The 26470-nt window shown below is 46.1% G+C and carries 23 protein-coding genes and 1 pseudogene; 4 read left to right on the plus strand and 20 right to left on the minus strand.

Annotated elements, in window-relative coordinates:
• Positions 1-73 precede the first annotated feature (73 nt).
• A complete protein-coding gene (phnC, locus tag C0Q44_RS00270) occupies positions 74-871 on the minus strand; it encodes a phosphonate ABC transporter ATP-binding protein (RefSeq protein ID WP_105407552.1) in 798 nt (265 codons plus the stop codon).
• A gap of 175 nt (positions 872-1046) precedes the next feature.
• Positions 1047-2036 (minus strand): phosphate/phosphite/phosphonate ABC transporter substrate-binding protein, encoded by a 990-nt coding sequence (locus C0Q44_RS00275; RefSeq protein WP_105405537.1) that lies wholly within the window; start codon positions 2034-2036, stop codon positions 1047-1049.
• A 272-nt stretch (positions 2037-2308) separates the two neighbouring features.
• On the opposite strand from C0Q44_RS00275, the gene C0Q44_RS00280 reads away from it, so the two are divergent.
• On the plus strand, positions 2309-3979 hold the full coding sequence (locus C0Q44_RS00280; protein WP_105405538.1) for a bifunctional metallophosphatase/5'-nucleotidase: 1671 nt from the start codon (positions 2309-2311) through the stop codon (positions 3977-3979).
• A 121-nt stretch (positions 3980-4100) separates the two neighbouring features.
• Here C0Q44_RS00280 and C0Q44_RS00285 read toward each other — a convergent pair whose 3' ends face one another.
• From C0Q44_RS00285 to C0Q44_RS00305, 5 genes are all read right to left on the minus strand, one after another.
• Entirely contained in the window at positions 4101-4616 is a 516-nt protein-coding gene (locus C0Q44_RS00285) for a VOC family protein (protein WP_105405539.1), read from the minus strand.
• Between the two features lie 203 nt (positions 4617-4819).
• Positions 4820-5782 carry a helix-turn-helix transcriptional regulator gene (locus C0Q44_RS00290; RefSeq protein ID WP_105405540.1) on the minus strand — a complete coding sequence of 321 codons (963 nt, stop codon included), beginning with the start codon at positions 5780-5782 and terminating at the stop codon, positions 4820-4822.
• A gap of 334 nt (positions 5783-6116) precedes the next feature.
• Positions 6117-7955 carry an ABC transporter ATP-binding protein gene (locus C0Q44_RS00295; RefSeq protein ID WP_105405541.1) on the minus strand — a complete coding sequence of 613 codons (1839 nt, stop codon included), beginning with the start codon at positions 7953-7955 and terminating at the stop codon, positions 6117-6119.
• Positions 7936-9744 carry an ABC transporter ATP-binding protein gene (locus tag C0Q44_RS00300; protein WP_105405542.1) on the minus strand — a complete coding sequence of 603 codons (1809 nt, stop codon included), beginning with the start codon at positions 9742-9744 and terminating at the stop codon, positions 7936-7938. Before C0Q44_RS00300 ends, C0Q44_RS00295 begins: the two co-directional genes overlap by 20 nt.
• A gap of 244 nt (positions 9745-9988) precedes the next feature.
• Complete coding sequence (locus C0Q44_RS00305; RefSeq protein ID WP_258166105.1) at positions 9989-11041, minus strand: CotH kinase family protein; 1053 nt, start codon at positions 11039-11041, stop codon at positions 9989-9991.
• Positions 11042-11385: 344 nt separating this feature from the next.
• On the opposite strand from C0Q44_RS00305, the gene C0Q44_RS00310 reads away from it, so the two are divergent.
• From C0Q44_RS00310 to C0Q44_RS00320, 3 genes are all read left to right on the plus strand, one after another.
• On the plus strand, positions 11386-12102 hold the full coding sequence (locus C0Q44_RS00310) for an LSm family protein (protein ID WP_105405544.1): 717 nt from the start codon (positions 11386-11388) through the stop codon (positions 12100-12102).
• A gap of 190 nt (positions 12103-12292) precedes the next feature.
• Entirely contained in the window at positions 12293-13639 is a 1347-nt protein-coding gene (locus C0Q44_RS00315) for an arsenic transporter (RefSeq protein WP_105405545.1), read from the plus strand.
• Between the two features lie 13 nt (positions 13640-13652).
• Entirely contained in the window at positions 13653-14315 is a 663-nt protein-coding gene (locus tag C0Q44_RS00320; RefSeq protein ID WP_105405546.1) for a DUF2642 domain-containing protein, read from the plus strand.
• A 298-nt stretch (positions 14316-14613) separates the two neighbouring features.
• Here C0Q44_RS00320 and C0Q44_RS00330 read toward each other — a convergent pair whose 3' ends face one another.
• From C0Q44_RS00330 to C0Q44_RS00390, 13 genes and pseudogenes are all read right to left on the minus strand, one after another.
• Positions 14614-15717: a toxic anion resistance protein gene (locus tag C0Q44_RS00330; RefSeq protein ID WP_105405548.1), complete on the minus strand. Its 1104-nt coding sequence runs from the start codon at positions 15715-15717 to the stop codon at positions 14614-14616.
• Positions 15718-15728: 11 nt separating this feature from the next.
• Positions 15729-16115: pseudogene (locus C0Q44_RS31970) on the minus strand (hypothetical protein); the annotation flags it as partial.
• 101 nt (positions 16116-16216) lie between these two features.
• Positions 16217-16480, minus strand: coding sequence for a hypothetical protein (locus C0Q44_RS31975; RefSeq protein WP_105405549.1), 264 nt, complete (start codon positions 16478-16480; stop codon positions 16217-16219).
• A gap of 305 nt (positions 16481-16785) precedes the next feature.
• Positions 16786-17835 carry an ATP-grasp domain-containing protein gene (locus C0Q44_RS00345; RefSeq protein WP_105405550.1) on the minus strand — a complete coding sequence of 350 codons (1050 nt, stop codon included), beginning with the start codon at positions 17833-17835 and terminating at the stop codon, positions 16786-16788.
• Entirely contained in the window at positions 17836-18684 is an 849-nt protein-coding gene (locus C0Q44_RS00350; RefSeq protein ID WP_105407553.1) for an HAD family hydrolase, read from the minus strand. It lies immediately after the preceding gene.
• Positions 18684-19835 (minus strand): cysteine protease StiP family protein, encoded by a 1152-nt coding sequence (locus tag C0Q44_RS00355; protein WP_105405551.1) that lies wholly within the window; start codon positions 19833-19835, stop codon positions 18684-18686. The genes C0Q44_RS00350 and C0Q44_RS00355 overlap by 1 nt, the downstream gene beginning before the upstream one ends.
• Positions 19832-21265 carry a phosphoribosyltransferase family protein gene (locus C0Q44_RS00360; RefSeq protein WP_105405552.1) on the minus strand — a complete coding sequence of 478 codons (1434 nt, stop codon included), beginning with the start codon at positions 21263-21265 and terminating at the stop codon, positions 19832-19834. The genes C0Q44_RS00355 and C0Q44_RS00360 overlap by 4 nt, the downstream gene beginning before the upstream one ends.
• Positions 21195-22457, minus strand: a complete 1263-nt coding sequence (locus C0Q44_RS00365) for an HpcH/HpaI aldolase/citrate lyase family protein (RefSeq protein ID WP_105405553.1) — start codon at positions 22455-22457, stop codon at positions 21195-21197. The genes C0Q44_RS00360 and C0Q44_RS00365 overlap by 71 nt, the downstream gene beginning before the upstream one ends.
• 145 nt (positions 22458-22602) lie before the next feature.
• Positions 22603-23850 (minus strand): TerD family protein, encoded by a 1248-nt coding sequence (locus tag C0Q44_RS00370; RefSeq protein ID WP_105405554.1) that lies wholly within the window; start codon positions 23848-23850, stop codon positions 22603-22605.
• Between the two features lie 25 nt (positions 23851-23875).
• Complete coding sequence (locus C0Q44_RS00375) at positions 23876-24457, minus strand: TerD family protein (RefSeq protein WP_105405555.1); 582 nt, start codon at positions 24455-24457, stop codon at positions 23876-23878.
• A gap of 93 nt (positions 24458-24550) precedes the next feature.
• On the minus strand, positions 24551-25126 hold the full coding sequence (locus C0Q44_RS00380; protein ID WP_105405556.1) for a TerD family protein: 576 nt from the start codon (positions 25124-25126) through the stop codon (positions 24551-24553).
• A gap of 211 nt (positions 25127-25337) precedes the next feature.
• A complete protein-coding gene (locus C0Q44_RS00385; RefSeq protein ID WP_105405557.1) occupies positions 25338-25934 on the minus strand; it encodes a TerD family protein in 597 nt (198 codons plus the stop codon).
• 35 nt (positions 25935-25969) lie between these two features.
• Positions 25970-26416 carry a tellurite resistance TerB family protein gene (locus C0Q44_RS00390; protein ID WP_105405558.1) on the minus strand — a complete coding sequence of 149 codons (447 nt, stop codon included), beginning with the start codon at positions 26414-26416 and terminating at the stop codon, positions 25970-25972.
• Positions 26417-26470: the final 54 nt, after the last annotated feature.

A 26470-nucleotide genomic window follows, 5' to 3' on the forward strand; every position in this document is an offset into this window, starting at 1 on the left:
ACCTGAGCCGAGCTGGAATCCGGTTGTTGGCCCACTCTGCCTGAATTCTGAAGTGGAACGTTGGACTGCCCCTTCATACCAGAACTTCTCCCTGCTCATGCACAGCCTGCTTGTCCAGCAATTCGTCAGCCAGAATCGGTCTGCCGTATATTTCTGCAAAGCGCTCATCTGTGGCCTCTTCTACCGGGCCATCGAATACCACCTCACCTGCTCGCAATCCGACAATACGGGTCGCATACTCTCTCGCCAGATCAATAAAGTGAAGATTGACGATGGTGGTAATCCCAAGATCTTGATTGATGCGTTTCAGGTCATCCATGACCTGCTTCGTTGTAAGCGGGTCAAGTGACGCAACCGGTTCGTCGGCCAGAATAATTTTCGCTTCCTGTGCAAGTACACGCGCAATCGCCACACGCTGTTGTTGTCCACCAGACAGCTGATCTGCACGGGAATAGGCTTTCTCCGAGATGTTAACCCGATCCAGAGCGGTGAATGCCAGTTCAATATCCTCTTTTGGAAAACGACCCAGGATGGTCCGCATGGTGGAATGGTATCCGACACGCCCCGCGAGTACATTACGCAGTACACTGGATCGTTTCACGAGATTGAAGCTTTGGAAAATCATGCCGATATCGCGTCTGATCATGCGTAGCCGTTTGCCTTGTGCCTTTGTGATGGAACTTCCGTTAATCAGAATCTCGCCCTCACTAATATCGTGCAGTCGGTTAATGGAGCGCAAAAGGGTTGATTTACCCGCACCGGACAGGCCCACTACCGCAATGAATTCACCCTGCTTAAATTTCAGATTAATATTATCCAGGCCCTTGGTGCCGTTAGCGTAAGTTTTGGTAACGTTATGAAGCTCTATCATGGCAATAATCCTTCTTTCATTCATAATGATCAACCATACCTACGTCCTTGCTATAATGGCACAAGCCAGCGCAGCGTAGATCACGCTGAACTGGCCTGCCCATTGCTACGATTAAGCTATTTCCATCCAGAAGAGCTACGAAGTGAACAGATCCCGAACTACTTTTGGATCTACATTACTCACCTTTTACTTTTTCTCCATACTGGCGAACGATCTCGAACTTGCTATCATCGGACTCTACATAACCTTCATGCGTATAGATTTCTTTGATGATCTGGTGGCCTTCAGTATCTTTACCGATATCGATGAAGGCTTGTTTGATCTTCGCAGTCCAATCTGCATTCATGTCTGTACGAACGGCAATGGTATCGTTAGGAATGGGCTCCGTGAACGCCAGTACACGTGTATCTTCAAATACAGTCGGGTAGTCTTTGGCTACCGTGTTGCGGGCATCTTGGAAAATAGCTGCTGCGTCAACGTCACCGTTCAATACAGCGATAACACCTTGGTCATGACCTTTCAATGTTACAGGTGTTACATCTTTCAATGGATCAATCCCTCTATCCAGCAACAAACCTGCCGGCCATACATAACCTGCGGAAGACGTTACGTTTTGGTAAGCAATTTTCTTACCTTTAAGGTCTTCGATGGATTGGATCGGTGAGTCTTTTTTCACGATAAACATGGATTTATACGAATCTGCCAATTGCTCCGTTGGAGCACCTGTCTCATCATTTACACCAAAACGTTGTGCTTGCAAAATAACTTGTGCAGCGCCTTTTTCTTTAGCCAATACATAAGCTGTCGGAGGCAAGAAACCTACGTCCACTTTGTTGGAAGCCATTGCTTCAATAATGGTATTGTAGTCCGTGGATACGCTGACTTTTACCGGGATGCCCAATTTGTCACCAAGCAACTTCTCAAGTGGTTTTGCTTTGGCTTCAAGCGTGTCTGCATTCTGGGAAGGTACGAATTGAACCGTCAGTTCTGTTGGCACATAACCTTCGGCGGCTTTGTCTGTCTCTGCCGTGTCGGTAGACGTACCAGATGCATTCGAACTCGTATCAGCTCCGTTAGCCGAACCTGTTGTACTACTGCTAGACCCGCAAGCACTTAGAAACATAACCAAAATCAACAATGGTAAAAATAAAGCAGACTTCTTCAAACGAACACCCTCCAAAGAGTTTCTATATTTCAATACTTATCTACTATAGCTGTCATATATTTGCGTGATGTGAAGTAAAATTTGGAGTTTTGTAAAGTTTCCTGTCAGGCTGTCAGAGCGTCTTGCATCTGTTAGAATAGGCTCATTATGGTTGAGAATAGAAGATGAAGTGCCGGAATCAAAGACCTACCTTCACTTTTTCAGGTTCTTCTGTCTTCACCGTTTTTGGTCATTCCATATATTCAAAGTTATATAATAGAGGAGATTGTAAAATGACACCTATAAACCCTACGGCAAGCTTCAACATTCTGTTCACCAGTGATCTGCACGGGGCCATTCGTCCCATTCATTACAATACCAATGCATACCGTCCGGCTGGGCTCGCTCTGCTGGCTTCCCTGATTCGTCAGGAACGTGAACGTTCTCCGGAACTGCTGCTGGTCGATAACGGGGATCTGCTGCAAGGATCACCTTTGGCCTCTTATGCGGCTTTGAAAGTCACCGAAAATAATGTACATCCTTTTATTAGCGTGCTGAATGAACTCGGTTATGATGCTGCGGTGATGGGTAACCACGAGTTCAACTATGGTCAGGATCTGCTACGCAGAGCGGTTGACGCTTCCAACTTTCCATGGCTGTCCGCCAACATTGTGAGTGAAGAACTTGAAGGAGACAACGGAATAGAAGCTTGGACAGATCTTCCACCAGGTGCAGGTCTGCCAGCCTTCGGCCCTCCCTATCTAATCAAGACCCTCTCCTCTGGAGTCAAAATTGCACTGCTGGGTGCAACGACACACTATATCCCAAACTGGGAGCATCCGAAGAATATTGAAGGATTACAGTTCCTTGATGCCATGGAGACCATTCGTACATGGGTTAGCCATATTCGTGAACATGAGAAACCGGATGTGCTCGTAGTCAGTTATCATGGTGGATTCGAGAGTGATCTGGAGACAGGCGAGGCTGCCGAGCGTTTAACGGGAGAAAATCAGGCTTATGCCATCTGCCGGGACATTGAAGGCATTGATGTGCTGCTTACCGGACATCAACACCGTCAGCTGACTGCTGAGATTCATGGCGTAACCGTGATTCAGCCGGGATTCAGCGGGCATGGTGCAGGGCATGTAACCGTTCAACTAGAAGAATCATCAGGCGGGAAATGGCAGATTACAGATAAGAAGGCTCAATTATTGCTTCTGGATGAACCCAGTGAAGTTGAACCTGATGCAACAGTTATGAAACTTACGGATGAACTGGAAGCTGAAGCGCAAGCATGGCTCGATCAATCGATTGGCGAGGTTGCCGGAGACTTGTCCATCACCAATGCAACGGCTCTGCGGCTCAAGGCGCATCCTTTCATTGATTTTGTACATCAGGTGCAGATGGAAGCGACCGGGGCTCAACTGTCCAATACTGCCATGCTGAGTGAAGAAGCACGGGGATTCGGTAACCGCATCACGGTGCGGGATGTGTTATCCAACTTCATCTACCCTAATACATTGACGGTGCTGGAACTACGCGGTCAGGATATCCGGGAGGCATTGGAGCAAACGGCACGTTATTTTGAAGTGAATGCTTCTGGCAAAGTGGCAGTCAATCCGGCATACATGGAACCCAAACCTCAGCATTATAATTATGATATGTGGGCTGGCATGGAATACGAGCTGGATATCTCCCAACCTGTGGGCAGTCGAGTTGTGAAGTTGGAACGTGAAGGCAAGCCAATGGACATGAATGACACCTACTCTGTGGTGATGAACAGCTACCGCGCTGCTGGAGGCGGGGATTATGCGATGTATCCGGGTAAAAAGGTACTGCACGAAGGCGCTACGGATATGGCAGCACTGGTGGAGGATTATATTCGTCGGCATCAGCCGTTAACGGTGGAGCAGACGGACAATTGGAAGGTTATTGGCGATAGCACAATCCAACAAAAAAATTAATTATTATAAAGGGTATGCTGTAAAAAAAAGGTCATCTTCAGCTCGATAAGCGAAAGACGACCTTTTTTTACATCTTCTGTAATATATAATTTAATTGTTTTTATTGATTCATTATTCTGCACTAAAGCTTTTTGGCCCATTCAGCGACCCTACGGCTACTTTCTTCTTCCGACAAATCCTCAATTCGAGTCAGAATGGACCACCTTATTCCAAAAGGATCAACTATACTTCCGAATCGATCACCTGAAGCAAAATTTATAATCGCTTCCCTTACTTTGGCTCCTCTTGATACCGCGTTTTCAATTACTTTATCAACATTCATGACGTAAATTCCTAAAGAATAACATGCACTGTCTCCATCTGGCGGCAATGCCAACTGATATGCTGGATTCGCTGCTCCTAACTGCAAAAAACCATTTCCAAAATCTAATTCCGCATGAACAATCATTGGATTGCCATTTCCATCAGAATGTTCAGTAATATCCTTCACCTTTGCATTGAAAACATTTGTATAGAACTTTATTGCTTCAGAAGGATCCTTCACTGTTATAAAAGGGGTAATCGATGTAACGCCGTTAGGCGTACCATTCATTGTATATTTACCTGATACTGCAGTGTACTTTGTGTTTTCAGTCATGTTTACTCCACCTTTAAATGATCTTAATATATTGATTTTATGTTTATAACTTCATTAGATTGCTGCAATCATCCCGAGTTCAGTTTCATTTGCAAATTCTCCTTCTTTACAATGTATCAAGTGATACCCATAATTCATCTCGGTAATCCATGATTGTCATCATTATAAAATAACTTCACTGACATCTACTGTCAGTGAAGTTATTAAAGTCGATAGTATTCCATTAACTCGGACACAACAGCAACAAGTCTGTCCTTCAAACTCAGTGGTTCGATAACTTGGATGGATTTCCCGTAGGATAGGAGAAAATACGGGACATATGTATGAATTGATTTTTCCTCAAGTAAAAAGATGGCTTGATTTGAAGTCCGCTCTTTCAGATGGTGTCCCATAAACCAATGCAGGCATAAGTCATCCAATGCCTCTGACCTTCCTCCGATAATTAAAGGAATTAATCCATCCTTGCCCACTACATCAGGTAACAACTGATGCATAAAAAATTCACGAGCTGAAAAAGTTTCGGAGCGCTTAAATCTTATTTGAGTCCGCTTAATTTGTAGGATCCGTTCTGCCCGAAAGCTGCGGATCTCATCCCTAAGATGGCAAAATGCAATTGTATACCACTTATTGTTCCAATAAACCATTCCATAGGGGTCTATCACTCTATTCTTGGGTTGTTCTTCATAGCTCGTGCGATAATCAATTTCTACAGAGAATTCGTTCGCCACAGCCTGCTCCAATTCCGCCAATATCGGCTGAACGGAGGGGTCCCCCATGCGGTTTATAACATCAAATCCGGCTAAATGACGACGAAGTATACTTTCTTGCTCCTGATTCGAATACATTTTCAATTTTGATGTCGCATTGTCTAATGCCTCACTCAAAGGGTACCCCGATTCTTTTGCAAAAACTGCAGCTTGAAGAAGCGCCTTTTTTTCTTCAATATCAAATAACAGAGGCGCTTTGATAGAATTATTCAACAAGCTATACCCACCGTTATGACCTGTGTCGGATATTATAGGCACTCCACTGGCACATAATGCATCAATATATCGATAAACGGTCCTTATATTTATTTCTAACTTTTCAGATATTTGTTTTGCCGTTATTTTGGTGCCTGAATTCAGCATCCAGAGAATTGCCAGCATATTATCGTTTTTTGGCATAGCATAGCCCCTCAGCTTTATATAAATTTTTTAAATCTCTTTTTATTTAACAAGGTTAGCAAAAAAAGAGTTCCCCCTATGATATCGCGATTGCCATCATTGATCCAGAAACGAATAAGCCTGGCGTAGAATTTGCCAACACCAATAAGCTCACAGACGAATCTTACAAATTGAGCAGTGTGACCCAATAACCACGAGTTACATCCCACATTCAGTGAATATGAAAAGAGCAGGAATGAAGGGCATGATGCCCTCCTTTCCTGCTCTTCTTCTTGACCAAATAATACATATGATCCGCTTCCCCAAACATATCATTTATGCTTTGCTCATAACACTATTGTGCCTTCTTCCGTAGCTGACTGTAATACAACTCGCTGTAGAAACCGCCTTGTTCCAGCAATGTGTCATGTGAGCCTTGCTCCAGGAGCCGTCCATCCTTCAGCACCAGAATTCGGTCGGCCTGCCGGATCGTGTTCAGCCTGTGGGCAATGACAAAGCTGGTTCGTCCCTGCATCAGACGTTGCAGCCCTTCCTGGATTTTGATCTCCGTGACGGTATCGATGCTGCTAGTCGCCTCGTCCAGAACAAGGATGGACGGATCAGCCAAGATTGCCCGGGCAATGGCGAGCAGTTGCTTCTGCCCCTGACTAATGCCGCTTCCGTCGGCTTGGAGCACTTTGTCGTACCCGTCCTTCATTCGCACAATGAATGAATGGGCATTGGCCAGTCTGGAGGCTATTTCCACCTCTTCATCGGTCGCATCCAGGCGTCCAAAACGAATATTTTCCCGAATTGTTCCCTGAAACAGAAACGAATCCTGAAGTACGAACGCCATATGGGACCGCAGATTCTCACGCCGAATGGTTGTCATATCGCGCCCGTCTACGGTTAACGTGCCACTTGTCGGATCATAGAAGCGGGATAACAACTGAATTAATGTCGTTTTACCTGCTCCGGTTGGGCCGACAAGGGCAATCATCTCACCCGGTTGGGCTTCAAAGCTGATTTCGTGTAAAATATCACGGCCTTCATCATATCCAAAGGATACCTTGTCAAAACGAACGGCTCCCTCTACCTTGTCCAGAGATATCGCCGCTCCTTCGTCCTTCGCTTCCTCATCTTCGTCCAGCACTTCGAACACACGTTCAGCCCCAGCAATCGCGGACAACAACGTATTCCATTGGTTCGCCAGATCATTCAGCGGACGCGTGAATTGACGGGCATATTCCACGAAGATGATAATCACCCCAACCGTAACTGAACCCTGAATTGCCAGAATACCACCGATCCCGGCGACAATGGCGAAGCTCAGGTTATTCAATCCGTTCATTAGTTTCGGGATAAAACCGGAGATCGTCTGCGCCCAGAAGCCCGAAATCCGAATTCGGGTATTGCGTTCCTCAAAACCACGAATGACTCGCTCCTCTTGGGAGAATGCCTTAATGATCCGCTGTCCAGATAACGTCTCTTCGATGTAGCCGTTGAGCTCACCCAGATTGCGCTGTCTCTCCTTGAAGAGCGGCCCCGTTCTGCGTGTAATCCAACGCATGCCAATCGCCATAAGCGGCACAACGATAAAGGTCAGCAACGTTAACAGTGGACTGAGCCAGAGCATCACACCAAACGTTCCGAGTAGCGTTAATACACTCGAAAATATCTGAATGGCCGAGCTGTTCAGCGTACCGCTGACGTTCTCGATATCATTAGTCACCCGGCTCATAATTTCCCCCTGCTGGCGTTTGCCGAAGAATGGAATCGGCAGCTTATGCAGATGGGAGAATAGATCATACCGCATACGGAACACGGTTTCCTGTGCGATTTCAATCATCCATATATTTTGCAGCCAGGATGTGAGTGAGAACAAGACGTACACTGCCGTTAATCCAATCAGAAATCGAATCCAGCTCGAACCGGCTTCGCCATCGATAAAACGATCTACAGCCACCCCTACCATGTACGGACCAAGCAAAGCGAGTGCCGAGCTGGCTAACACCATCAGTAGTACCATGGACAGCTTAACTTTGCGTAGTGCCAGGTAAGTCCAGATCCGGCCTAACGTACCGGACCAATTCTTCGCCCTCGCCTTGGGTTTGCGCGCCCCACCTGATTGCAGCGTCTCGGAATCAATCGGCAGGGGTGGCTGGCGGAAAGGCTCAATGAGTGCTTTGAACATGCTGTGCGCCCTCCCCGTATTGTGATTCATGGATTCGACGATACAGCCCGGACGATTCCATCAGGTCTTCATGTTTTCCCTGTCCAATAAGCTGTCCATCATCAAGCAACAGAATTAGATCCGCCGAAGTCGTCGAACTGATCTTCTGGGTGATAATAAACGTGGTACATGACAATTCTTCCAGCGCATCCAGCAGTCTGCCTTCCGTAGCCACATCCAGTGCACTCGTACTATCGTCCAGGATCAGAATGCTTGGACGGCGTACCAAGGCTCGTGCAATGGAGAGCCGTTGTTTCTGCCCACCCGAGAGATTGACGCCCCGTTGGCCAAGCAATGTATCATAACCATTGGGCAAATTCTCAATGGTCTCATGGATCTGGGCGCGCTTCGCTGCTTCCACGATCTCCTCCAATGTCGCACCTTCCCGCCCCCAGGCGATGTTCTCTCGCACGGAACCGGTAAACAGAATGACTTCCTGTGGCACATAACCAATGGCATTACGCAGCATGGACAGATCCAGTTCTGCTGCATCGGTACCGTCAATCTGGACCTTTCCTTGACCCTCTGTGTATAACCGAGGAATGAGTTGCACCAGCGAAGATTTGCCTGAGCCTGTTGCCCCCATAATCGCGATGCGCTCCCCTGCATTTGCAGTGAAAGTAATGTCACTCAGTACCGTAATTTCACTATTCGGATAACTGAAGCCTACCCCGCGGAAGTCAACCGCTCCCTGCACCACGCGCTGTTTCTTCCCGGCTTCTACAGCATGTACAGATTGCGAAGATTGCACAGACCGGGCAGATGGTGTGGATTCGGATAAGGCTTTCGACTGTTCCGTCTCAGACGTATCTTCTGTATTGAACACTTCATTCAGTCTTTGCGCCGAAGCACTCGCTCTGGAGAAGGTCACCAGAATCCAAGACAGTGCAGAAATGGCACCAATGGTGCGCAGCAAATAGTTAATGACGGCGACCACTTCACCCACGGTCGCATTACCCGAGGCGATGTCTACTCGTCCAAACCAGAGCACGGCGATGATACAACCGTTCATCATGAGCAGCATGAACGGCATGGTGGTCTCCGTCAAGCGCAGCGCGGAGATCGTGCCTTTCATCAGCTTGCCGCTGAAGCCGGCGAAGCGTTCAATCTCGTGGCCCATCCGTACGAAGACACGGATCAGCCGGATGCCTGTCAGATTCTCCTGGATGACTCCGTTGACGGCATCCAGTCTGCGCTGCACATTGCGGAACAGCAGCGCCGCCTTTTTGATCATCCAGATGACAACGACGAGCAACACAGGCACCATGACTACCAGTAGCAGACCCAACCTCGGATTCACCACCACCGCCATAATCATGCTACCTATCACCACCAACGGTACACGGGTCATGAATCGCAGACTCATGAAGACCGTATCCTGAACCTGAGTCACATCTCCTGTTAATCGAGTAATTAGTGACGAGGTCGCAAAACGGTTGAATACAGCATAAGAGAACGTTTGCACCTTTTCATACAGCTTCTCTCGCAGATCGTATCCGAACCCCAGGCTTGCATGGGAGGCAAAGAACGAACTGGCGATTCCCGCGACAAATGCCACGACAGCACTGCCCACAAGTACCCCACCCCATAACCATACTACGGACATGTCCCCTTGCTGAATACCATTATCAATGATCTTGGAGATCAGATAAGGCTGAGCCAGCTCCACCACGAGCTCAATCAACATCATGACCAAGGCTGCAATCGCGGCAACTCGGTACTTCTTCAAATAGTACAACAGCTTGATCATACACATTCCTCCGGCCCGGAGCGCCCTAAACCGATACTATATTCCAGCTCAGAGCCTCCATTAGACATGTTGATTTCTCCACTGCATCCAATATGTAATCATTTCTATGTACACATATGGTTATTATAGCCTATTTTACAATCCCGCTTCTATTCTTATTACCCCACTTTTCCCATTACAATAACGTATCAACATTTGGGCAGCAAAAAAAGGAAGGTCTCCCTTCCCCATGCCATTGAAGTGCTTACAGTTGATGTAATCTCTCGTTCAAATACTCCCGACGTTTCACCACGTAGTCTCGAATTCTTTCCGGTTCTCCTGCAAATACATCCATAGGCCATTTCATGTAAGGATCTTTGTTGACATCTTCACGAATCTCATTGTGCAATCGATGGACTAGAGGCATAATTCGCTTCTCTGTAAAAGCATTCATCAGATGTTGCCGCATCAGCTTCTTATATTGTTGACGGAAACTGCGGAATGCCAGCAATCGTCCGGTAAGTCTGTTATACCCCTGAATACGAACAAGATTGGGGTCAACTCGTGTTCCATAACAGTTCCTCCCCCAAGTCCCCTCATAATCCCAAGGCAGGATGCCATATTTTCCACTTTTGATTTTCTCATACCATGTGTAATTCTGATGAAATCCATCGAAGTTCCCTGTAAGCACAGCTCCACTTAACCAGCGTAAATAATTGTCCGTATCCACCCTCGACTGTAAAAATCGAAACAATTCCAGCCTGGACTTTGTGTTCAACTGCTGAATAAAGTTACGCAGCCTTGTACGATCCACATCTTTGCCCCGAATTAAGCTGTACCCGGACAATAGATGGGTACTTGTTGAGGAGGTATCCGAATTTATCGTAAAACCAGCATGATCATTCACCGCATAGAAGATACTGCGCACAGGGATTTTCCTTTGGCGAAAAAAGAAGGATTTTACACCTTCGATCCGCAGGTATACACCCTGAAGCTGCCCGTTCAGATAGAGTACGCAGTGTTGGGAAGACGGTGCGGGTACACGAATCGACTCAAAAAAGCGAAAAGAAAGTGCATTGCGCAGCAACGAAGGATCATCATACTCCGCATTAAAATGATACGTCCGGCTGGCTGTACGAATCTCAAATGATTTTTTCACATAGCCACGTGTATGTCCTCCCCGATATCGAATCCGGATTGGAAACGACTTGCCGTCCATCTGCATCGTGCTGTTCACAAACGCCTCTGACCATATATTGGACGTTAACTGTTGATATTCGGTTGGAGACAAGCTGATATGGTAGACAGGTAGAGCCATTTCCATCCGCCTTTCGAGTACCTGTAAGATTCGCCCGTAGGCTCTTACATCATCCTATGCAGAAGCACAGAAAGTCGTACGGGCGAATGCACAGTCCTGTACATATCACATTCAACTTCACTTGTCATAATGCGGAATAACCGAGTTATTAATCTATAAATATACATAAATTCTAATAGATTATAGCCAAAATAGTATAAATATAGTTAACTGGCTAGTCCCTCCAAGAGGCATGCCACATATGATTAAACTACAGACAGACACGAATGACGAATGGAAGGGATCACAATTACATCCACCATTTTTGTCCATCTGAACTTATATCATGGAAGGGGTAAAACACAATGTCTATGAATGGTCAAGGAATGAGAGGTTTGTTGGGAAGAGAGATTAAGATTAACCGGGGGGGACCTGATTCAGTACAAGGTACACTTACGGACGTATGCTGGGACTATATGGCAATGAACTGTAAAGAAGGAATTGTCTACGTTAATGAATCACATGTCAAAAGCATAACAGATACAGGCCGTTCCGGTGGTAACCGAAATGCAGCCATGGGGAACCCTATTCCCTCCAACACGTTTTTGGGCGTTATGCAAGCTCTCCGCTTCCGCCGTGTTCAGATTAACCGGGGAGGACCTGAAAAAGTGGAAGGCATCCTGGCCGATGCCAATCAGAACCAATTGATCATAGCTTTGAAAAATCAGGAGATTGTTCGTATTCCCATGCAACATGTGAAATCTGTATCCCTCGTGCGTGGTGGTAGTGGGAACAACAACAATAACAGTAATAATACAAGTCAAGGGAACCAAGCAGCCCAAGGTAATCAGTCTCGTGGCAATCGTTCTCAAGGCAACCAAGCAGCTCAAGGCAACCAATCTCAGGGTAATAAGTCCGGCGGCAACAAGTCGCGGAGCAGTCAAGGCAATCGTTCTCAGGGGCAAAGAGTTCAAGGAAATCAATCCCAAGGCAATAAGTCAGGTGGTAACAAGTCGCGAGGCAATCAAGGTTGCCAAGGCAATCAATCCCGTGGCAACAAATCCGGCGGTAAAAAGAAGTAAATAAAATAAACTGACAGCTTAAAGTTATCTACCAGCTTAAAGGGGGAATTATCATGTTGATCTTCGTCGCATTAGTTTTGATTGGTGTGCCTTTTTACTGGATCGTTGCACCCGGAAGGCCCACTCCATCCCATGAACATCTGTTTCAGGCTTCGTCAGGACTTCTCCCCTGGGAGGTGAATCACAGTAAATGCCTGACTACCAGTTGTGGTTAACCTTCGGGGTCTTTATCATCACTGTCATTTTCCTGATGTGGCGTCCTGGCGGATTGAATGAATCTATACCCACCTCGCTTGGCGCCCTTCTTCTTATTTTAACTGGAGTGAGCAGCTATGCTCACATTGTTGGAATCTTCGGGATCGTATCTGGTGCAGCCGTAACAATTATCTCTACCATTGTCATGTCGATTATTCTAGATAGCATCGGTTTTTTTCGCTGGATCGCTTTGAATATGATTGAGAAAGCGAGAGGTTCCGGCTTTCGATTGTTCTGGCTAATTCTATTACTTTGTTTTCTCATGACCATCTTCTTCAACAATGATGGCAGTATTCTGATCACAACTCCGATTATTATTCGAATCTGTTCTATACTTCGTCTGAAAATGCATCAACAGTTGCCCTACCTGATCTCCGGTGCGCTCATCGCTACGGCTTCCAGTGCGCCAATTGGACTTAGTAATCTGGCTAACCTGATTGCTTTGCAAATGGTAGGCTTAAATCTGAATACTTATACTCAGATGATGTTTGTGCCATCCATGCTTGCGATTATGGTGATGACCGTACTGCTGTTCTATTATTTTCGCAGAAGGATTCCCAAAGTTATTCATCATTTCCCTGTATCCCTACCGTCTTCATCAGGTTCAGGATATCATCCGCTACAGACGGCTGAATCTGAGAATAAAGTAGACTGGTGGCTGTTCCGTGTCTGTATAGGTATCGTTGTATTTATCCGTGCAGGATATTTTCTAGCTGAGCAAGTCGGTATACGTATGGAGGTAGTCGCAATCACTGGTGTTATTCTCATGCTCGCTGTGCGTTGGTATCGCACCCGGACTGGGCTCAAAGATGTGATAACACAAACGCCTTGGCACATTCTACTCTTTGCCTTCAGCATTTATGTTATTGTGGATAGTCTTCACCGTGCAGGCATGACCGCGTCAATCATTCAGTGGATGAAACCTTTAATAGAAGGAGGAAATGCCAGCATCATTGCTGTGTCGGGGTTAATGCTCACTCTGCTTTCCAATCTATTCAACAATTTGCCCTCCGTCATGATTGGGACCTTTGCTGTTACCGATCTTCAACTAAGTGAATCTCAACTGCATCTTGCGTATCTTGCCAACATTCTGGGAAGTGATATCGGAGCCTTGCTGACGCCTATTGGCACCTTAGCAACGTTAATTTGGATGTATATATTAAAGACCCATCAAATTCGAATCTCCTGGAAACAGTATATGAAAGTTACCTTTATTGTGATACCAATAAGTCTAATTGTTAGCCTAATTTCACTATATATTTGGACATCTATACTTTACTGAGAGGAGGAATACTATGGAACTTGTAACGCATTGGCTGGGTAAACCCATCGAATTGGAGCTGTCCGGCTGTAAACTACCGATCCAGGGTGAGATCATTGATGTAGGTCAGGATCTGATTGTAGTCTACGGAAACCAGCGATTTGTTTATATTCCACTTCATCATGTTCAATCCATGCATGTCAACTCAGTAGATGATTCAAGTATGATTGTGCCAACACCTGACCCCGAGATGGATCACACCAACATCTCTTACCGCAAAATACTGATGAACGCCCGTGGACGATTTAGTGAAATCTCCATCGGAGGGAAAACATTGCATGGTTATATTACCAATATTATGAATGACTACTTTATGTTCTACTCTCCGTTATATCATTCTATCTATGTTTCCATTAATCATCTGAAGTATATTATTCCTTCACCTACTAACAGCACACCCTACTCCCTCAGTAAGCAACATTTCCCTATGCAACCTTCATCCATGTCACTCTCCCGTACACTCGATCAGCAACTTCATAAAATGATAGGTGAACTTGTTGTACTCAACCTCGGTTGCAAGCCTTACCGAGCAGGGTTATTGAAGAATGCAGACGATCACTTGCTTGCGTTGGTAGAAGCGGATGGAACTTCTTTAATTATGCATACCGATCATATCCAAACCATTCATCTCCCTTGAGTATCAGAAGAACACAAAGGTTCATCTGCCTATGGCTGATGAACCTTTTTTTCAACTTTACTTACCACCATCTTCTACGTCCACACTCCCCGATAGTCATCATTCAACTCACCCAGGCGATCGTATGTCTCCTTTATATATCCGTATCACGGCCTGAACTCTGATAAAATCAGCATCCTCAGGTCCAAGTCTCTCCATAAACATTCTCTGAATATCTGTTGGAAGAACTGCACTCGGCGTCTCGTAGAAAGAAATACTTGCAGCGATGTCCATGAAATATGATGAAGCCATTCTTACCCTAATCCAGATAAGAACCTAATGCGCTGGAATCCGGTTTGTTTTTCTCCGGAATGGCAGCAGCCTTCGGCCCTTCCAGACCCAGTCGATCGCTCATTTTGGCGTTAAGTGTGGTCATCTTGTTGGTATAGTCATTACAGCTCTCGATGATCCGGCGATTCGATTGCTCGGACAGATCCAGCGCAGACATCAGATCACCCATCGCCTGATTGACCGCTTCAAGGGACATGGCCGGTTTGGACAACAGCTCATTCGTTTTCTCTGTCGTTGTCTTCAGCAATCTGGCGTTCTCCTTGAACTGATCTTCAATCGTCTTATTCGTAGCTTCTACAGCGGAAATGACCTTCTCCTGATCATTAAGAGCCATGGCAATCATGGCCGAAACGGTGATCAGATTCGCTGTTTTATCAATGGCGTTATTCACTGAATCAATCAGCTTGTCATTGTTATCATTAATGATGTCCGTAGCTGCGATCGCCTGATTGTACAGCATGATCATCTCTGTCATGGATTGGGTACGTGTAACCACTTTGCGCAACCCACGCTCCAGATGTGCTTTACGATTCTCGTTCTCAGGCTTGGCGATCTCGGTTTCAAACAATTCTTTCAGCTGGTTACCAAAGGTGATTTTGGTCTGCAGATTGTAGATCTCCTGAATGGAAGAACGTTTCAACTGACGCATATTCACGATGCTTTCTTCCAAGTTGTCCTTGCCGTCCCGCAATCCATTAATGATGGCATCAATGTTCGTTCGAACGGATTGATAACGATACACATAGTTTTTCAGCGGGCTTTTACGTAACAATTTCCCGACAAAACTCACATTTTTACTTTGCTGCAGACTCTCACATTCATCACGAAGCTTCAGGATCATATTTGATACCTCGGCTCGATTCCCCGACATGAGTTCATTGACTGGACGATCAAGTAGCTTGAGGGTCTGTCCTGCTCTTTCCTGTGTTTTCACACCCAACTTGCCGATATCATCCATTAAGGTATCCAGGTGAGCCGGATCACTTTGGGACACTTTCTGAATAAGCTGCGTTGCTTCCTGGTTAATCCGTTGCTCATCTTCCTGCTTCAACTGAGCCCATTCCGTTGCCATGCCAATCCCTCCTATAATTCAGAGCTGTTATACCGTTGATGTATCAGTTCCGCTTTGTTCTGAAGTTCCATTAAGTCTTTATGTTCAATTGTTGATACAATATCCGATATCTTGGAATCCACGTCTCTAAGGCCATTCAGAAGCATACGCCGATTATTGCGTTTGGCTTCTCCACTCAAACGTAGAAATGGATTAATGAAACCGTTTAAGTCTTTCAGAATCAGTCTGCGCACCGTATGGTTGATATCTCCGTTGTTTAGCTCCTGAAGGGAAGGAATCACACGCTGCAAACGGGCGAACAACGCCAGTGATTTCTCCACAATCTCATTATCCAGCTCATTCTTCTGACCTTCGGAGATGATCATATCCTCCAGAACTTCCAGGTATTCAATCACCGGATCGAATACAGGATCTGGTTCAGTCCGGGATGGCTTCGCTGGTTCTGAGCCCGCATGTTGTGAGGGAGAATTACTCGAATGCGGCTGTACCGCAGAAGGTTCTATACCCCCTGTTGGCACAACGTTCGGCGCTTGTCCCCGTTCAAGCGGGATGGTTCATTTCCGATGTCTGTAATGGGTACAGGAGCTGATGGTGAACTCTCGACCTGTGTGCGTGGCGTGGAACGTGACGGAATCAGTCCACCCACTACCGTTGCCAGTGCCGGAATCGCCCACGTGATGACATCTGGTAAGAAGGGGCTCGAGATCGCCGCGAGACCATAACCGACCAGTGCGCCTATACCTATCTTCGTTTTCCGTAACATTACTTGTCCTCCTGCCTGTAACAACACATAAAGTGCATATTCAAAAAGTCTGGTTTTCAGTACCGAGAAGATGGAATGAAGATAGAAATGGAGTAGCGGAACGTAGGAAAACTACGTGAGCAACCACAATGTTTCCGAAGAAAACTACTTCGTAAGCCTCCCGCTTATTTCGGCTGAATTTCATATTCGATGCTGATGATGCCGTAAGGCATTATTCGTAATCAAAAGTGGACTTTTTGAATAACCTCTCATCCGTATTGTAAAAAAACCGTCCAGAAGGTGTCAATGTTGAAGGAACTTCTCAGCTAGAAGTGGTCTACTCCGCTTACCTTCTGAACGTCGATTATAAATGGCTGTTCGATGTGACTTCCCAGAATGCCAAACTTCGGATGAAGGGGTCCAATATCATGCCCAAGCGCCGACTTGACTGCCAGATAAGGGAAGTTCACGCCGGACAGACAAGACATATGCAACCCACCCGACATTCGCGGATTGATCTCAAGCAGCTTAGGTGTATCCTTGCGATATTTCATCTGAATATTAAAATTATAAGGAATCCGATATACTTCTGCCACATTACGGGCAATCGCCAGCAGTTCCTCGTTTTCTTCAAGCAAACGCAAGCGTCCTCTTTCTTTTCTACGCGGGATCGCCGTTATGAGTTTCCCATTGCGGTCTGAAAGACAATCAATACTGTATTCATATCCTTCCAGCACCTCCATCACCATGACATTGGGAAAGGACGGAGCCGAAGAGAATGCACGCAGGGCATCTTCATACGAGATCGAGTTCAAGGCATATCCGAATAACTCTTGCAATGGATCACCTTCATTATTAATCACCCGGAATCCCATGCCGCCCTCACCATTACAGGGTTTGAAGCATACATCATGTCCACGCGCACGTAGCGCCTCATAAGCTTGCTGGAATTGTGAAGCATTACTGACCGTGAAATAATCCGGAATCTCCATAATGCCCTTCTCACGCACCGATTCATAGAAGCGGTCTTTCTCCATCAATTGTTCCAGCAATTCCGTATCCGAACATACGATAACCCGCGTACCGATCTCTTCGAACAAGGATACATGTCTGCTGATATCCAGCATGTTCCACCGTGGAATAAAGACATCAATCTGGTGACGTCGGCAAAAGTCGAGGCAAAAATCAACATATTCCTGTCCCGTCACACGCGGTTCAACTTCTGCAACATCACAACCCTGTAATGCCATATGTCCCGGATCGGGATGTGTGCCGTAGATTTCAAATTCCAACCCATCCTCATTGTCTCGAATCGCATTCATATAATGATACGTTACAGAGAACCAACGGTTGAAGTAAATCTTCATTTTTTTCATTTATACGGTCTCCCTTATCACGGCATGGTTGATCTGGATCTGTTGATCGTTATGAATACGGTGGACGTAATCGAGAATCTCATCTGCTGCAAAAGCACCAAATTGTTCCGTAAATTGATACGGTACCAGCTCAGGTACACGCTGTCTCTCCACATGCAGCTCTCCGTGAGATGGAGCAATGGCATGCTGCGCAAAGTCTAGCAAACAGCGATCCAGCAAAGAGTCACCCGAAGCAATCACGGGCACATCGCCGATGCGTTGCCTAATATGCTCCACTGCATCTCTTTTGTTTACGGCCGAAGGCACCAGATAGAGCTTGCGACCCTGAATTGAACTCTCCCATCCAAACGTCTCTAACACCCGAATCTTGTCCGCAATGCGTTCCATTGGAAGCTTGTCACGTTCAATCAGCAATGCATAGAACAGCTCATCACACAATCGCTGATTAATCACCCATTCCGGGCTCAGTACGTCATCAAATAAATCCAGGACCTCTTCGGGAGTGGCTGCCTGCCGACGAAGTAAAGAACGAATATGCAGATTCCATTCTTCATCCACCTGCCCATCTACAATGATGTTACCGCCATTGCTCGTCACCGCATATTTCGGGATACATTCGGTCTGAAAAATATGAATGCGCCGGTACTGCTCCACGGTACGTGTCGTCACAGGCATAAATACAATGTCTTGTGGCAAAGATTGCAACCGCTCCAGTGCATAGGCTGACATAAAAGCGGACAACTTGCCGTTAATCCACTCTGCGGGAACAAGTCCCGGTGTATCTTCGGGAATACGGAGCGCGCGACGGGAGTACACCAGCGTCTGGTCCAGATCACTTGCGTAGATCATCATTCTCCTCCACCTCCCAGGGATTGAATAATGCCGCAACAGGAATAGGATAGTCCCGGATATACCTCAACCGGAACACCTCTGTCTCTGGCGAGCATCATGATATGTTGCAGGTCGGGATTCTCCAGTCGATCAACGAAAATCTTCCAAGGAACCCGGCGTAATAAAACGCGTGTCGTTTCTCCAATGCCGGGTTTGATCAGATTGATGTTGGCAATGCCAAAGGATTGCTGGATGGACTCAATATCCTGCCAGCCTTTCCAGGTGATCTCAGGTATTATCCCAGAAGCGATCTCTGTATGAATCTCGGCTTGTTCCATAACCTGTGGAAAATACTGAGCGATGGTATCTACGTATGGGTTAGACACATCGTCAGAGGACCATTCACGATACCATTTGGCCCCGTGAAAATCAGCCGGGCCGATCAGATCATCCCGGAGTACCGTTCGGCTCACGAGTCCCGAGACCGTGGAATTCAGACAAGCGCTAGGAATAAGATAATCTTCCCTCGTTCCAAAGGTTCCTGAACATTGCCCTGGATCAGCCAACACGGCAAGATCATCATCCAGACTTACGCCATACGCCTGTTCCATGTGGTCACAGGATGCCTTCAGCACTTTGCGAATGGCCCCTTTCCCCGTCCAACCGTCTACAAATTGAATGGCCGGTTCCAGTCCATGCTGCTGTAAAATATATAATAGTGCATTCTCATCCATACCCTTGCCACGAATAATCGAGATGCTATAGTGCGGAATCGTCACCTTGTATTTCAATTCAATATAACGCTTGATCAGGATACCAACAGGGGTGCCCGCCCGAGCCAGAGATACCAGCACAAGATTAAGTCCCCTGCGCTCTATGATCTTCTCAGCTACAATGGCAGTATGAAGTGCAATTCTTGCGGCGGATTGTTCCAGCGACTTGTGAAACAGCTTGATGTATTCTGAAGTGGGCTGATATTCCACAGGTAACATCTCCGAATAATGAACCCCGGATTGGATCGCCTGCTCCCGTTCGCCCGTTCCCTTTTCCAGATCCACATGGCTGATGTTCTTTAGTAGAAAAATAACGTCCGATGCAGCATAACTACCGATCGGTTCGGGAGACTGAATCTCATATTGTTTAATTCGATCCATTACACTCAGGCTCATTGCTCGTCGTCTCCTGTCTTCTCTGGCAAGCCGCAATATACAATATGAATGTGTCCGCATCCCAACTGTTCCAGTACCTTCACCATCGGTTCCATTCGCTCTTCGGACATCTGTCTCTCCAGCAGTACAAAAATCTCGTCATATTGTCCTGGCGCAATATTATAGATAAAGTTACGAACGGATGCATCTTCTGGGGAGGCATATCCAGAACCACTACGAACAGCATATCCTGGAGCAGGATGTGTATGGATTGGACTGCGGGTAGTGGATTGATACAACACGCCTTCTCCCATCTCGGCAGCAATACACATCGGAATGTACATGAACTCCCCTGTTCCCATCACCAACGTCCGTTCTCCGGTACGCTGCGACTGCAAGCGCTTTGCGATCCGACTAATCTCTTCACGCAACACGACATTATGCCGGGACTGCATACCGAACCTGCCTGTATGTTGAACGTAGCTCGCTGTGCTACGCTTACCCTCACCATCCTCCGAAGTGGCATACAGCTGTTGGAAGGCATCAGCCACGTTTGATGTCTTAACTGTAACAGGGTACAGGGACGGCTCACCAGCTTGCTCTGTTGGTTCCAGCTGTGGAGTACCCACTACTTCAATACGGCCTTTCAACAGGCTTAGAGGTGTAATGATAATCCCCAGCTCGACTTCCAATTCGGCAAATCGAAGCTCGTCCGCTTCCGTACGCCAGTCCAGCAGTGAAGCAATAACATATTGCTTCCGAGGATATTGGGCCTGAATATCCCGAATGATATTCAACGTCGTTTTGCCCGTCGTAATCTCGTCGTCCACAAGAACAATCGGACCCTCTCCTGCAAAAGCTTCATGATCCAACGCATAACAACGGTGAGCCATCGCGTGGGAATGTTCTTCTTCAAATTGAATATCCGGGTTCATTGCTGGAACATATTCGCGAGTGGTGTGAATATAGGAAGCATAATCAGCAAACATCTCGTACATGCTGTGGCCCAGTGCTGTGGCTGTCTCGGCAAAACCAACAAAACGAATCGTTTCCGGTAAACTCAACTTTTCTTGCAACAACAAGTTGTGCACTTGTCGGGCTTGCTTGGGGTCAATCAACCCTTCGACCATTTCACGTTTCCACTCGGTGATCTGATCTTTCGTCTCTTCCGTCTTCTCAGTCAGGTGCTCATATAGCAGAACAGCCAATGCCGCGCCGCTCAGAAGCGAGGTATACGGGTTAACCGGGATATGCTTGCCCAGCAGTCTGCTTACAAATAGAAAAGAACGTTTCTTATTGATTCGTGCAGCCATTGAAAATAATGATTCCAGTGGCAGTTGCATCGGGTTATGTGTGACCTGAACATGCAGACTGAATTGATCAAGAATTGGGAACGTAGTTGTCTTGTTGTTCGTGCTTGGGCAAGAGCCCGACAAAATGCTGCTGTTCATGTAACACCCCATATATTTGTGATCGGATTAGAATTCGATTCGCCCAGCTCAAGTGTGGTTTAATCTCATTCATTTTGTTATAGTAATTACTTTTGAATACACCCAAGCTACCGTCATTACGGGCGATGATGTCTTGGGCATCGGAATATTCCTCATGTGTAACAACGTACATCGCTTGGACGGGCTTAATATGAGAAGGATGAATGATCGTTTTGCCGACAATTCCATTTTCCTTGTCCATCATGACTTCACGCATCAATCCATCCATTGTGTTCGTAATATATTTCATTCTCAGATGCAGCCCTGATTTGCCGAGGGTTTCTTCGAATGGGGTCTGTCGTAATTGAGGCTTGAACACACGCTCCCGCTGACTGAAATATTCCCAGACGGGACCCGAGATCACGTAAGGCTTATCCATACGACCAAACAGATTGATAATATCCGAGATACAGTCACGGATCGTGGCGATATCGTAGATGGTCAATTCCGGGCTTCGGCGTAGTCCAAACAGGCTGGAGAAATCGGTCGCACCAATGCGTACATTGAGCACATACTCATTGTTTTCATCGAGGATTTTCCGAAGGTCCAGCAGGGTCTCCCAGCGTGTTTCCCGATAGATTATCGAAGCGGTCTCCAATATGGGCATGCCATATAGAACGGGAACATGATCCGGTTTCCGTTGATTATACTTGCGAATCTGGTCGAAGTAGGCTCGTCCATTACCCACACAAAACTTGGGCAAAGCTACGCCTGTCAGCATGGATACCAGTTCTCCTAACACATCAATCAGACGTTCCAACTGCTGTGGTGAACGTACACGAGCAAACAGAAGAGGCATTCGATCCTGAGTCAGCATGCCTGTCTCCATATAAGTCATCAGTTGAGTTAAGTGCTGTACCAGACACTGTTCAGCAAACTCCACTTGATCGTCACCTACAGCGTCCTCCAGGTCAATAATAATGGTCGTCAGACCTTCATGCTTACCATTTATGATGTCGTCCGCGATATGGGTGCGCGTCGCGGGCATATATAATGCAGCCCCAACAGCATATGCCAGTAAATCTTTGGAAGTCCGGTGATTGAACGAGACGGGTGAAGAGAAAAATAAAGTATCTTCTTCTTCCAGACTCAAAAAATTAAAATATTTCAGGATTGTCTCCTCCTCGTACCTTTGGCAATAGCCAATCTGCATTCGTTGATTTAAGCTGTCGGGGTATACAAACCAATCCCTCCTTGAGCTGGAGGGATTGATGGATATGAGGAAGCCGAATGAACTGGCCGTCATTGGGGTCGGGTCGACCTATCTACTTCTGATAGATTCATGACTAACACAACGATTATTTTCTTCCCGCAACCCATTGCATTCCCCAATGATGAGCATCATCTAACGCTTGATGCCCATTGTAGAACTGCACAATTCGTTCAATGCTGAATGTCTCATTGTTCACATTACGTAACATGGCAATACCACACATACCTAGTGGACTCCCGTATTCATTCATTCGGACAATGATATCCGGGCCATCCTTCTGCTGGATGGTTACCACCCCATCCACTTGAGACCAGTTCGCTACGCCACCATATATATAGGTAAATACCAAGATGCGTTCAATCTCCGCGATCCGGGCACCATTAATTCGAAGATTCTCTCCAGTCTTCACTGAGCCTGTTCGATCATCACCATCCAAGGCAATATAAGGGTAACCGTTCAGTGAACCAAATCTTTTGCCTAATGCCTGAATCACATCCCGTGTACCATCCTTCATCTCGAACAGACAGCCCAAGTCCAGGTCCACACTCTTGTTGCGACCGAATAATCCTTTGCTACCCTGTTGATTCCAGTTCAGGTTAATCAGGATTTCACCAAGTCCACCCGCATTTTTCTTGAGGTTAATGGTGTCACCTTTCTTCTTCAATTCAATTTTGCTGAAATTGATCGAATGAACAGGTGCAGGAGTCGGCTCAGGAACCGGGGACGGTGGGGTAGGTGCAGCTGTCGGGAGAACGGTTGAGGTTGGCGCGGGATCTGATCCACCATCCACATCCACACCAAAATTGGCACATAGTGCATTCAAGCCGCCTGCAAAACCGGACCCTACTGCACTGAATTTCCATTCGCCGTTATGTCGATACAGTTCACCAATAACAATCGCAGTCTCCACCGTAAAATCACTTCCCAGATCATATCTCATCACTTCCTGACCTGTGGCTGTATTGGCAAACCGTATAAAACCATGCTGAACCTGTCCAAAATGATGTCGTCGTACTTCACCGTCATGGATCGTCAGGCTGAACGCGATTTTCTCAATTCGGGCAGGAATTTTACCAAAATCGATGGCGAACTGTTTCTTCTCGCCTCCTACCTGTCCACCATCCATATACGTTATGAACGAGGTAGAGGGCTGGTTATAGAAGATAAAATCCTCATCTCCAGCCACTTTGTTGTTTGAACCCAGAAGGAATGCCGATGTGTCCAGTTCCACACCCGAAGCTGTCTCCCAACCAATACCTACCGTAAGACGGGACAAGCCCGGATTGGTTTTGGTCAGATCAATCTTCTGGCCTTTCACGACAGAAACCGCCATAGCAGATTCACCTTTCTATGCCAAGTTATTGTGCATCCAGTCCGTAATGTTTGCATAAAGCAGATAATCCACCTGTAAAACCACTGCCTACAGCCTGGAATTTCCAGTCCACACCTGCACGGTAAAACTCACAGAACACCACAGCTGTTTCTGTAGAGTAGTCTTCTCCGAGGTCGAACCTAAGCACTTCCCGATCATTTGCAGCATCAACAACACGAACAAAAGCATTGGAAACTTGTCCAAAATTCTGCCCTCGTCCATCTCCATCATAGATCGTTACTGTAATACCGATTCGGTGAATATGCGCAGGGATTTTGCTGAAATCAACGACAACTTGCTCATCATCGCCGTCACCCTCACCTGTACGATTGTCACCAGTATGTGTTACTGAGCCCGTACCACCACTTGGATTGTTGTAAAAAACAAAATCATCCGTACCTTTGGCTTTTCCATCTTCATACAACAAAAAAGCCGAAGCATCCAGATCAAAATCGACTCCACCACTATATTTGTTCGTATCCCAACCCAAACCAACCACCACACGAGTAAGGCCCGGATTGGTCTTCGTCAGGTCAATACGCTGTCCTTTGGCAAGACTGATCGTCATATGTTTTTCCGCCTTTCCAAGATATGTGATTAAATGAAAAGGAGAACCGTCCAGGAGACGGTTCTTCCCATCCTGTAAGTCATACTGTAGGTCCTATTGCAAACCGAAGTCGCGTGTCAATCCAACCAGTCCATCCTGATAACCACTACCAATGGCACTGAACTTCCATTCGCCGCTATGACGATACAATTCACCAACTACTACACCCGTTTCAATGGAGAAATCTTCCCCAAGGTCAAAACGAATCAGTTCTTCGTTGTTTGCTTCGTTGACAATTCGCACATAAGCACGGGAGACTTGTCCGAAGTTCTGGCTACGCTCAGGAGCTTCGTAGATCGTAATGGAGAATGCAATTTTCTCTACATTTGCAGGTACGTTAGGCAGGTCGATATTGATCTGCTCATCATCACCATCGCCATCACCTGTACGGTTGTCACCTGTGTGAACAACAGAACCATTTTCATTTTGCGGATTGTTGAAGAAGATGAAGTTTTTCTCGCCTTCTACTTTACCATTCGCATTGGTGCAGAATACGGATACGTCCAGGTCAAAGTCTTTTCCGCCATCATACTTGTTGGTATCCCAGCCCAAACCTACTGTAATTTTGGACAAACCCGGGTTTGTTTTAGTCAGATCGATTTTTTGACCTTTGGAGAGATTAATTGCCATCGTTGATCATCCTCGCTTATTTATATTTATTGTAGTTAAATCAATTTCATAACTCACTAAAATGGATTTTTTGTAACTAGATATAGACAAAATGAACCGGTTTGATCTATATCTAGCCTTGATTGAAGCAGCTAAAGGTATTATGAAATTGATTCAGTTATCGTTACATATGATTGTCAGAAAAATTGTCGATTTAGATTAAATCTTGTACTTAGGAGTACCTTCGAGCAAGTTCGTTAATATGTACCGCATGGGAACCCTCACCGATTGCTGAGAATTTCCATTCGCCTTCATGACGATACAATTCACCACAGATTAAAGCCGTCGAACCTGTGTAGTTATCGGATAGATTGAACTTCACCAGCTCACTGGAATTTTTACCATCCAGAATGCGAATATAAGCTTTCTCAATCATGCCAAAGTCCTGCTTGCGATTGACACAGTCGTAAATATTAACAACGATTAACACTTTATGAACATCAGCAGGAATACGGGACAGATCCATTCTGATCTGTTCGTCGTCACCGTCTCCCTGTCCTGTTAGATTGTCTCCCGAATGGATAACCGAACGACATGCACTTTGCTTGTTGTGGAAGCAGACCAGATTGGAGTCCTTGGTCAATTTCCCTTCCGCATTCAACATAATGGCAGATGCATCACAATCGATATCCGCTTGTTTCTTTCTTCCAAAGAAGCCTTTGGAAGTCGTCACCGGGTCCCAGCCGAGACCGGCAATAACCTCTGTAAGACCCGCCTTACCTTTGGTTAAATCAATCTTCTGGCCTTTGACCAAATTAATGCTTGTCACTGATTTTCACCTCCCTTCACATGTTGAATAACTACTTACAGATTGAATTCACCAGGATTCAATGCAAGTACGCTGCATATCTCAGACACAACCCTTTTCTCTTGATCATCAAAGTTGCCGTCAGCTGAACCAATGGCACTGCACACGCCCACAATAACGCGGCCCACTTCTGGCTTGGATTTGAACTTCCCAATGGCTTTCAGCGCTTCCTGCTTCCCGATCTCTGGAGAAAACTCAAAGTTCGCCACGTAATAGTTGAAGCGTGTAATGACTTCTCCCATATCGAATACTTTTAATTCCTGACTCAGTTTGATATAACCGGCCATCTTGTTCTTCTCGGCTTCGTCAATGGAACCATCCGCAAAAGCTACAAGTGCACAGCCTGCAACTACGGCATCCATAAAATCTTTATTTTTAAATTTTTTGACCTGCTCTTCAAGTCCTTGTTTTGTTGAATTTAACCAGCTTTTGAATGAACTCATACTCAACCTCCAATAGTTTGAAGAAACGGGTTCTTCACATTTTTTCATGGTTTT

Origin of the sequence: Paenibacillus sp. PCH8 (assembly GCF_002968835.1) — a bacterium.
Taxonomy (GTDB): domain Bacteria; phylum Bacillota; class Bacilli; order Paenibacillales; family Paenibacillaceae; genus Paenibacillus.